The organism is Streptococcus suis (assembly GCF_046032535.1).
In the GTDB taxonomy this organism is placed as follows: Bacteria; Bacillota; Bacilli; order Lactobacillales; family Streptococcaceae; genus Streptococcus; species Streptococcus suis_AK.
This window is the reverse complement of the sequence record NZ_JARQPL010000056.1, coordinates 1-9,688: the sequence shown is the minus strand read 5'-3', so window position 1 is coordinate 9,688 and position 9,688 is coordinate 1. Positions and strand designations below refer to the sequence as shown.

The following is a 9,688-nucleotide window of genomic DNA, read 5'->3' as shown; positions in this document are numbered from 1 at the left end:
GCTCCGTTCCCTAAATCCTGATGGACTTTACGCAGAGATTTTGACAGAATATCTATTGACCTATGAGAAATTAGTAGTTCAAATAGAACGGTATGATGCACGAATTGAGCAACTGGCTCAAAGCGACAGTTATCAAGAGAAGGTCTCACGGCTTTCTTGCTTTATTGGCATTAAAACACTAACCGCTCTTTCCATTGTGACAGAAATCGGAGATTTTAATCGCTTTGCGACAGCTCAACAGTTTGCTTCTTATCTTGGGCTGACTCCTAGCGAAAACTCTAGTGGCGACAAGGAGAGAAGAGGTGCTATCACCAAAGCTAGTAATAGCCATGTGAGACGACTTCTGATAGAAGCTGCACAATCATTGGCTAAGGGGACTATTGGGTATAAATCCAAAGAATTGAAAAGGAGACAAAGTGGAAACCGAGTGGAGGTAATTGCTTATGCGGATAAGGCTAATGAACGCCTAAGAAGACGTTATCGCACACTTGTTCTAGAAAAAAATAAGAAACAAAATGTTGCTAAAACAGCTATTGCACGGGAATTATCTGGTTTTATTTGGGGGATGATGACAGGAAGAATAGCTTGAAGTTAGCACTTGTTTTCATGTACACTTTTGACAATTAAGTTTTATCATCGCAGAGCGATGAGGAATCCCTATTTCTATCCAAAATCACTGGGTGAATTTGGACAGAAATAAGGATTGAAATCATGTTTGAATGGAAAGTATCTTGAAGGAGTTTAGGACTTCAAGGTTTGAGTCATCTACGAAACGACTAAGTGGCACAATTGTGATCCACGCTTATAGAGAGTAGGACTCGCGGCAGAACCATTGACCTGTAGGTAACCAATCCACGAATATCAGAGTGGCCAATGCCCGAAGCTAAGAACTAGGCTCTTTCTAGATACTTTTCATTTTTTATCAGTTCGATTGTTTTTTACTTGACAAAGGGCTTTACATATCAGTCATTTGAATTATCTTTGATACATCGTCACTTTCGCCTTGCCATACTTTAGTATAGCCTGCGCCTCAGTTCCTTGTCTGAAAGCTAATTCATTCGACTATATTTCCTACTTTGGATGGAGTTCTTTTACTTATTTTTTGTTACAATAGTATAGAAAGGATGGAGAAGATGCGGAAAGTTCAATTTTTTCTACTAATAGAAAGTATGATTTTTACGATGGCAGCCTTTGACGTGGTAGCCAATGAGGCCAGTCGGACCCTGCTACTTTTCTCTGCCTTATTACTCGTCATTTGGTACTTCCTAGGAAGAAAAGTTAATAGTGTTTTACTGGTCAGCTCCTTATCTCTATTATTTTTGGTCTTTGTTTTAAATCCCTTCTTCATTATTGGGATTATGCTGCTAGTCGTGTACATGCTGATTAATTTCTTTTCACGTTATGAAAAGAGAAACCAATATACCCATATTATTTTCAGTGACTATTCTCTACAGGTTCAAAAAGAGAAAAATAGATGGTTTGGCAACCACGACCACTCTCAAGATAGGTTTGGTTTTGAAGATATTAACATTGTACGCTTGTTTGGCAATGATGTAGTTGATTTGGATAAGACTGTATTAGTTGGCAGAGATAATATTGTTGTTATTCGTAAAACGTTTGGACGGACAAAAATTATTGTTCCAATTGATGTTGAGGTTGCACTTTCAGCAACTAGTATCTATGGACGAGTAAGTTTCTTGGGTGAATCATACTGGGATTTGCGGAATGAAAGTATAGCGGTCAATAGTCCCGATTATCAAGAATCACACAAACGTGTAAAAGTCGTTACCAACAATATACTGGGAGATGTGGAGGTGGTTCGCGTATGAGAAAACGTACCTACCTACTCCTAGCCTGGTTTGCCTGTCTTATTGTTTTTGTAGTGATTGCTTCCACCCTCCCACTTTTAAATTATTCATTGCTAGATGTTACGCTCTGGATTTCAACGGAGCAGCTCGTGTTTACTCTCATTCTACTAGTTATTGTTTTGACTCTTTTTCTAGCTGTAATGGTACAAACTGTCAGCCTAGCCTCCACTCAGGTTATGCGGACGAAGTTACAAGCTATCTTGAAGAATAAAAGTATTCGAACAGATACCGAAAGTGATCAACTCTTGCTCCAGTTGTCTGATAAGGTCAGAAACCTCACGCGTCAGGTGCAGCTGGTTGACAATCAAGATTTAGTCAAGAAAGAAGAGATTGTTGAGGGAGAACGGAAACGGATTGCCAGGGATTTGCATGATACGGTTAGTCAAGAGTTATTTGCAACGAGCATGATTTTGTCAGGATTATCGTCCAATCTATCCACTCTTCCGCAGGAAACCTTGCAGGAACAGCTGATGCTCGTGAAAGACATGATTGAGTCTGCCCAAAGAGATCTACGCATCCTATTATTACATCTACGCCCAAGTGAACTTGAAAGTAAAACCTTGGTTGAAGGATTTGAGCTGATTTTGCGTGAAGTTAGCGACAAAAGTAATATTATCGTTCATTTCCAACATGAAGTAGAGGAGTTACCGAAACTAATTGAAGAACATCTTTTCCGCATTGCGCAAGAAATTATCAGTAATACCTTGCGACATGCCAAGGCCAAGCATTTGGATGTTTACCTCTTGCAGAAAGAAACAGAACTTCAATTGAAAATGACAGACGATGGTATCGGCTTCCAACAAGGTGCAGATGATGAATTAAGTTACGGTCTTCAAAACATACGTGAGCGGGTTGAAGACATGGCTGGAACGATAAAAATTCGCACAGCTCCAAATAAGGGAGTGGCGATCGATATTCGTATCCCACTATTGAAAGGAAAAGAAGATGAATACGATTCGAGTGATGTTGGTTGACGACCATGAGATGGTTCGTCTAGGATTGAAAAGTTACTTAAATTTACAGCCAGATGTTGAAGTAGTTGCAGAAGCTAGTGATGGCGAGGAAGGTTTGGCTAAAGCATTAGAGGTTAAACCCGATGTTGTAGTGATGGACTTGGTTATGCCCAAGATGACTGGCGTAGAAGCAACCCTGGCCTTGCTGAAGGAATGGCCGCAAGCGCAGATTGTCATCCTGACCTCCTATCTAGATAATGAAAAAATCTATCCTGTGCTGGAAGCAGGAGCTCGTGGCTATATGTTGAAAACGTCAAGTGCTGACGAAATCTTAGCAGCCATCCGCAAGGTAGCTCTTGGAGAATATGCTATTGAGACAGAAGTAGAGAAAAAAGTAGAGCACCATAAACGCCACCCAGATTTACATGATGACTTGACAGCTCGTGAACGCGAAATCTTGACGCTGTTAGCCAAGGGATATGATAATCAACGAATTGCAGATGAGTCCTTCATATCCTTAAAAACTGTTAAGACCCATGTTTCCAATATCTTATCCAAACTAGCTGTTAGCGATCGTACTCAAGCAGTTGTTTATGCTTTCCAGCATGGTTTGGTGGCGCAAGAGGACCAATAGTGGTATAATGAAAATTAGTTAATTTTCAACCAAAGGATAATGGAATTATATGGATGCAAAACTCAGATATAAGGCAAAAAAAATAAAAATAGTCTTTTTTGACATTGACGACACGCTACGTGTGAAGAATACAGGCTACATTCCTGAATCAATTCAGCAGGTTTTCAAATCACTGAAAGAAAAGGGAATTTTGACAGGAATTGCGTCAGGACGAACTCCTTATGGTTTGGTGCCAGAAATCAAAGCCTTAAAGCCAGACTTTTTCGCTATGATTAACGGCTCCTACGTAGAAGATGCCAAAGGTCAGGTAGTGTACCATCAGCCAATGCCCCAAAATTTAGTAGAATCTGTATTAAGTTGGGCTAAAGAAATTGGAATCGAATATGGTATGCTTGGTAGTCAAAAAGGGACACTTTCTGCACGAACTGACCGCATTAGTCAAGTAATTGACTTGATTTATGAAGGTTTGGAAACAAACCCAACTTTTTATAAAGAAAATGACATCTACCAATTGCTAACTTTCGAGAAAGATGGTCACGAAGTAGAACTTCCAGAAGAGTTGCAAGCGGAATTGCGTAGTGTTCGTTGGGATGCTATTTCATCGGACATTGTGCTAAAAGGCTCTTCCAAAGCAACTGGTGTTGCTAAGGTTGTTGAAAAACTAGGCCTGAAACCTGAAAATGTCCTAGTGTTCGGAGATGGACTCAACGATATTGAGTTATTCGATTATGCAGGAATTAGTATCGCTATGGGGCATTCGCATCCAGAACTGCAAAAGCATGCAGATTATATCACAAAAAAAGTAGAAGAAGATGGCATTTTTGATGCCTTGGAGAAATTAGGTATGGTAGAAAAAGAAAAATATTTCCCGCAATTAGATTTGGAAAATGTTACAGGACCAGTTGCGCATATCAAGACTAACCATGGTAAGTTAACAGTAAAACTCTTCCCTGAAATTGCACCCAAAACTGTAGCAAATTTCGTAGCTCTTTCTAAAGATGGCTATTATGACGGAATTATCTTCCATCGTATTATCAAAGACTTTATGATTCAAGGTGGCGATCCAACCGGAACAGGTATGGGTGGTGAATCTATTTATGGTACTGCGTTTGAAGATGAATTTTCAATGGAAGCTTTTAATCTCAGAGGAGCCTTGTCAATGGCCAATGCAGGACCAAATACAAATGGAAGCCAATTCTTTATCGTTCAAAACCAAAACTTCCCATACAATGCGAAAGAATTAGAACGAGGCGGTTGGCCTAAAGAAGTTGCAGAAGCCTATGTCAAAAATGGCGGGACACCACATCTAGATCAACGCCACACAGTGTTTGGTCATCTAGTTGATGAAGACTCCTTCGTCGTCTTGGATGCTATCGCAGCGGTTGCAACAGATTCAGCAGATCGTCCACATGAAGATGTTGTAATTGAGACCATCGAAATAGAGGATTAAGATGAAAATCGGAGATAAACTCAAGGGGACGGTAACGGGCATTCAGCCGTATGGAGCCTTTGTACAATTAGAGAATGGGACGACGGGCCTAATCCATATCTCGGAAATCAAAACAGGTTTTGTTGATAATATTTATGATCATTTAAAATTGGGGCAAGAGGTTTTGGTACAGGTAGTCGACTTTGATGAATATACTGAAAAGGCTAGTTTATCAATCCGGACCTTAGAAGAAGAACAACAAAAAATTCCGCGTCATCATCGTTTTACAAATGAACGGAATAAAATTGGTTTTTCCCCTTTAGCAAAACAACTTCCGAAATGGATTGAGGAAGCTAAAGGCTATCTCAAAGAACACAAAGAAAAGAAGGTATAGGATGCATTCCTAACCTTCTTTCTTTTTTAATCATTGAACTCGTAAAGAGCTGTTGACAAGTAACGCTCACCATTATCAGGCAAGATTGCCAACACTTTTTTTCCAGTTCCCAACTCCTTAGCGACTTCGATAGCAGCGTGAATTGCTGCACCTGAAGAAATACCAACTAAGAATCCTTCTTTTCCACCGATAGCACGACCTGTAGCTAAGGCATCATCGGATTTGACACGAATAATGCCATCATAGGCGCTAGTGTCCAAAGTATCTGGAATAAAACCTGCCGAAATACCTTGGATCTTGTGCGGACCAGGTGCTTCACCAGATAAGACAGCTGATTCATCAGCTTCGACAGCATAGATAGCAATATCTGGATTTGCTGTCTTCAAAACATGCGAAACACCTGAAACGGTACCACCAGTACCAACGCCAGATACAAAGGCATCTAAACCAGTTGTGCCAAAGTCTTCCAAAATTTCCTGTCCTGTTGTATCTTCGTGAACTTTTGGATTGGATGGATTAGCAAACTGGAAAGGAACCCAGCCATTTTTTTCTTCAGCAATCTCTTTTGCTTTGGCGATAGCCCCTTTCATCCCTTCGCTACCAGGAGTCAAGACAAGTTCAGCTCCATAAGCTTGGATAATCTTACGACGCTCAACACTCATGGTTTCAGGCATGACGATAATCACCTTATAACCTTTTGCTGCTCCAACCCAAGCAAGACCGATACCAGTGTTACCACTTGTTGGCTCAACAATAGTATCTCCAGGTTTGATTGTACCAGCTTTTTCAGCATCTTCAATCATAGCCAAGGCGATACGGTCTTTTACAGAAGATCCTGGGTTAAAGGCTTCTAACTTAACATAGACATCCGCAGATCCCTCAGGAACAATATTATTTAGCTTGATAATTGGTGTTTTTCCAACTAATTGAGTAATGTTTTGATAAATAGCCATAAGGCACCTCCAAATGATGTTACCACTAGTATATAGTAGAGAAGCTAAAAAGTATAATATAAAAAAACTATCTCGCTGATAGCTTTTTTTAATAGACAGGTACCTCAACGATACGAGAGTTAGCTTTTTCCGCGGATACCTTTCCGTGGTAAAAGTCAGTGAGACTTGCTAAGGTTTGTTCAAGGAATTCTTTATCTACAAAAATCATGGTTGAAACTTCAGTAGTAAACTGGGTATCAAATTCTTCCAGACCTTGCTCCGCTCGCCAATTGGCAAACTCTTGGTATTGGGCATAGGACATGCTAATGGAAATCCCTTCCTGCTCCTTGACTTCCACAACCCCGATTTCCTTGACTGCATTAGCCACGGCTCCAGCGTAAGCACGAATAAGTCCGCCTGCCCCGAGTTTGATACCTCCAAAATAGCGGGTAACCACCGTTGCAACATTGGTCAGTTCGTGATTTTCTAAAACCGTCAGCATTGGCACACCAGCAGTACCAGACGGCTCCCCATCATCTGAGGAACGCTTGATTTCCATATTTTCTCCAAGGACAAAAGCAGAGCAGTTATGAGTAGCCTTGTAATGTTCTTTCTTGATTTTGTTTATAAAGTCGCGAGCTTCCTCCTCGCTGGTCACTCGTTTCATAAAGCAGATAAATCGTGACTTTTTAATTTCTTCCTCAACAATACCATCTTCTCTAATTGTTTTAAATTCTTTCATAACCAAATTGTACTAATTTTTTTTAAAACTGACAAGAAATTCCGAATAAATAAGCGATGAAAGAATTAGAAAATTATTATGGAAGATTATTTACCAAATACCAATTGACAGCAAAAGAAAGAGAAATAGCAGAAAAAGTGCCAAGTATTACAAAAAAGAATAACTGCTTTCGCTGTGGAACAACTTTTGAAGAAGAAAACAAATTGCCAAACGATGCTTATTACTGTCGAGCCTGCTTGCTTCTAGGCAGAGTGCGGTCAGACGAAAAACTCTATCATTTTCCTCAGAAAGATTTTCCAAGCACTAAGTGTTTAAAGTGGAAAGGTCAATTAACTGATTGGCAACAAAGAATTTCAGATGGACTAGTTGCAAACGTGGAAAATAATCGTGCGACATTGGTTCATGCAGTAACGGGAGCAGGTAAGACAGAAATGATCTACCACACCGTTGCCTCAGTGATTGATAAAGGCGGAGCGGTGTGCTTAGCTAGTCCTCGAATTGATGTTTGTATCGAACTCTATAAACGTCTGCAAAATGACTTTTCAGTTCCAATTAGTTTACTACATGGAGAGTCTGAACCCTATTTCCGAACCCCATTAGTTGTAGCTACCACACATCAGTTATTAAAATTTTATCAGGCCTTTGATTTGGTTTTGATTGATGAAGTAGACGCCTTTCCCTATGCAGATAATCCCATGCTCTATCAAGCAGCAGATAATGCGGTCAAGGAAGACGGAGTTCAAGTTTTTCTGACGGCGACTTCAACAGATGAATTGGATAAAAAAGTCAGAACGGGCAAATTAAGCCGTCTTAGTTTGCCAAGGCGCTTTCATGGCAATCCGCTTGTTGTCCCGCAAAAAGTCTGGTTTAGTAAATTCGATGATACACTAAAGAAAAATAGACTAGTTCCAAAGTTGAAAAAAGCGATTGAAGAACAGAGAACGTCGGGCTTTCCCTTACTCATTTTTGTCCCAGAAATCTCCAAAGGTCAAGAATTTACCAAGATAATGAAAAAAACATTCCCAGAAGAAACAATTGGCTTTGTATCTAGTCAAACAGAAAATCGCCTTGAAATAGTTGAAGGGTTTCGCAAGAGAGAAATCACAGTCTTAATCTCGACTACTATTCTTGAACGTGGGGTGACCTTCCCATGTGTAGACGTCTTTGTTGTTCAAGCCAATCATTACCTCTACACAGCGTCAAGTCTCGTTCAGATTGCAGGTCGGGTTGGTAGGAGTATGGAACGTCCGACTGGTTTACTCCAGTTTTATCATGAGGGAAGTACAGGAGCCATTGAAAAGGCAATCGCTGAAATTAAACAGATGAACAAGGAGGCTGGTTATGTCTAATTGTCTATTGTGCGCCCAAGCTATGAAAAATAAAACAAGATTTTCAGATCTCATCTTCTTTAGTAAAGAAAAATCGGGTATATGTGAAGAATGTTTTTCGACTTTTGAGGAAATAGCAGAGCAACACTGTCCACATTGTTATAAAAATGGAGAATCGGAAAGTTGCAAGGATTGTCAGTACTGGCAGAATCAAGGGAAACCAGTTGTTCATACAGCTTTGTACCGATATAATCAAGCGATGGCACATTATTTTAGTCGCTACAAATTTCAAGGAGACTATGTTTTAAGAAATATTTTTGCTAAAAAGCTTAGAATAGCGTTAAGCCAGTTTCCTGACTACACAATTGTTCCCATACCAATTAGTCAAAAACGACTATCAGAACGCGGTTTTAATCAAGTGGAAGGACTTTTGAATGCTACAAATATTCCCTATCAGTCCCTTCTTGGAAAGTATGAAAGCCAAAAACAATCATCAAAAAATCGTGCAGAGAGACTAGAAGCAAAACAGATGTTCTATCTATTAGATGAAAAAGAAGTGCCAGAAAAAATATTATTATTCGACGATATATATACAACAGGAGCCACAATCCAACTTGCTGTAGAACTTTTCATGAAAATTGGTAGGAAAGAAATCAAAACATTTTCACTAACACGATGAGAAAACGGTTGCAATATTCTTATAATGTGGTATAATAATAGTGAAGAAAGGCGAAAGCCAAGAAAGAGGTACTAAATATGATTAAATTCAGTATTCGTGGAGAAAACCTTGAAGTTACAGATGCACTTCGCACCTATGTAGAAGAGAAAGTGGCTAAGATTGAGAAATATTTCAATGAAGAACAAGAGTTGAATGCTAAAGTAAATCTAAAAGTTTACCGTGACAAGCGCGCAAAAGTAGAAGTGACAATTCCAGTTGGAGCAGTTACACTTCGCGCAGAAGATATTTCACAAGAAATGTATGGCTCTATCGATCTTGTAGTAGATAAGATTGAACGTCAAATTCGTCGTAACAAAACCAAGATTGAACGAAAACATCGTCAAAAAGTGGCAACTGGTCAAGTCTTTACAGATGAACTTGTTGAGCAAACAGGTGAGGAAGTAAAAGTGGTTCGTACTAAGCAAGTAGACTTGAAACCAATGGATATGGAAGAAGCAGTCCTCCAATTGGAGTTGCTCGGACACGATTTCTTTATCTATACAGATGCTAATGACGGTACAACAAATGTATTGTATAGACGTGAAGATGGAGATTTGGGTCTTCTAGAGGTACGTCAATAAAGATAATAAAACAGTTGCAGTTTTTGCAGCTGTTCAGACTGAAGACAAAGTCCTTAGAATTGATTTTCTAAGGGCTTTTCTTCGTATTTAGGAGTATAATATAAGAAAA

The 9,688-nt window shown here is 39.6% G+C and carries 11 protein-coding genes; 9 read left to right on the top strand and 2 right to left on the bottom strand.

All coding sequences use genetic code 11. From position 1 onward, the window contains the following. The 6 genes from P7J58_RS10885 to P7J58_RS10860 all read left to right on the top strand — a co-directional run. Positions 1-589, top strand: a 589-nt coding sequence (locus P7J58_RS10885; protein WP_408572585.1) for a transposase, incomplete at its 5' end; no start/stop codon positions are given. A 544-nt stretch (positions 590-1,133) separates the two neighbouring features. Further along, positions 1,134-1,829 carry a cell wall-active antibiotics response protein LiaF gene (gene liaF / locus P7J58_RS10880; protein WP_044773878.1) on the top strand — a complete coding sequence of 232 codons (696 nt, stop codon included), beginning with the start codon at positions 1,134-1,136 and terminating at the stop codon, positions 1,827-1,829. After that, positions 1,826-2,842, top strand: coding sequence for a sensor histidine kinase (locus P7J58_RS10875; protein WP_014637529.1), 1,017 nt, complete (start codon positions 1,826-1,828; stop codon positions 2,840-2,842). The genes liaF and P7J58_RS10875 overlap by 4 nt, the downstream gene beginning before the upstream one ends. Continuing rightward, a complete protein-coding gene (locus tag P7J58_RS10870) occupies positions 2,814-3,455 on the top strand; it encodes a response regulator transcription factor (RefSeq protein ID WP_002937025.1) in 642 nt (213 codons plus the stop codon). Before P7J58_RS10875 ends, P7J58_RS10870 begins: the two co-directional genes overlap by 29 nt. A 49-nt stretch (positions 3,456-3,504) precedes the next feature. Further along, entirely contained in the window at positions 3,505-4,905 is a 1,401-nt protein-coding gene (locus P7J58_RS10865) for a bifunctional Cof-type HAD-IIB family hydrolase/peptidylprolyl isomerase (protein WP_105146585.1), read from the top strand. A gap of 1 nt (position 4,906) precedes the next feature. Further along, positions 4,907-5,278 carry a S1 RNA-binding domain-containing protein gene (locus P7J58_RS10860; RefSeq protein ID WP_002937017.1) on the top strand — a complete coding sequence of 124 codons (372 nt, stop codon included), beginning with the start codon at positions 4,907-4,909 and terminating at the stop codon, positions 5,276-5,278. Positions 5,279-5,304: 26 nt separating this feature from the next. Here P7J58_RS10860 and cysK read toward each other — a convergent pair whose 3' ends face one another. After that, positions 5,305-6,231 (bottom strand): cysteine synthase A, encoded by a 927-nt coding sequence (gene cysK, locus P7J58_RS10855; RefSeq protein WP_024419557.1) that lies wholly within the window; start codon positions 6,229-6,231, stop codon positions 5,305-5,307. An 88-nt stretch (positions 6,232-6,319) separates the two neighbouring features. Beyond that, positions 6,320-6,952, bottom strand: a complete 633-nt coding sequence (locus P7J58_RS10850) for a YigZ family protein (RefSeq protein ID WP_015646510.1) — start codon at positions 6,950-6,952, stop codon at positions 6,320-6,322. 56 nt (positions 6,953-7,008) lie between these two features. Here P7J58_RS10850 and P7J58_RS10845 point away from each other — a divergent pair, with 56 nt between their 5' ends. From P7J58_RS10845 to hpf, 3 genes are all read left to right on the top strand, one after another. Further along, entirely contained in the window at positions 7,009-8,301 is a 1,293-nt protein-coding gene (locus P7J58_RS10845; protein ID WP_408556339.1) for a DEAD/DEAH box helicase, read from the top strand. Next, positions 8,294-8,959 (top strand): ComF family protein, encoded by a 666-nt coding sequence (locus tag P7J58_RS10840; protein ID WP_222309724.1) that lies wholly within the window; start codon positions 8,294-8,296, stop codon positions 8,957-8,959. Before P7J58_RS10845 ends, P7J58_RS10840 begins: the two co-directional genes overlap by 8 nt. Before the next feature lie 77 nt (positions 8,960-9,036). Then, entirely contained in the window at positions 9,037-9,579 is a 543-nt protein-coding gene (gene hpf / locus P7J58_RS10835; protein WP_014637536.1) for a ribosome hibernation-promoting factor, HPF/YfiA family, read from the top strand. Positions 9,580-9,688 lie beyond the last annotated feature (109 nt).

Bases quoted from the DNA above. Each gene is read 5' to 3' on its own strand.
- liaF (WP_044773878.1), top strand. From the start codon at position 1,134: ATGCGGAAAGTTCAATTTTTTCTACTAATAGAAAGTATGATTTTTACG.
- P7J58_RS10875 (WP_014637529.1), top strand. From the start codon at position 1,826: ATGAGAAAACGTACCTACCTACTCCTAGCCTGGTTTGCCTGTCTTATT.
- P7J58_RS10870 (WP_002937025.1), top strand. From the start codon at position 2,814: ATGAATACGATTCGAGTGATGTTGGTTGACGACCATGAGATGGTTCGT.
- P7J58_RS10865 (WP_105146585.1), top strand. From the start codon at position 3,505: ATGGATGCAAAACTCAGATATAAGGCAAAAAAAATAAAAATAGTCTTT.
- P7J58_RS10860 (WP_002937017.1), top strand. From the start codon at position 4,907: ATGAAAATCGGAGATAAACTCAAGGGGACGGTAACGGGCATTCAGCCG.
- cysK (WP_024419557.1), bottom strand. From the start codon at position 6,231: ATGGCTATTTATCAAAACATTACTCAATTAGTTGGAAAAACACCAATT.
- P7J58_RS10850 (WP_015646510.1), bottom strand. From the start codon at position 6,952: ATGAAAGAATTTAAAACAATTAGAGAAGATGGTATTGTTGAGGAAGAA.
- P7J58_RS10845 (WP_408556339.1), top strand. From the start codon at position 7,009: ATGAAAGAATTAGAAAATTATTATGGAAGATTATTTACCAAATACCAA.
- P7J58_RS10840 (WP_222309724.1), top strand. From the start codon at position 8,294: ATGTCTAATTGTCTATTGTGCGCCCAAGCTATGAAAAATAAAACAAGA.
- hpf (WP_014637536.1), top strand. From the start codon at position 9,037: ATGATTAAATTCAGTATTCGTGGAGAAAACCTTGAAGTTACAGATGCA.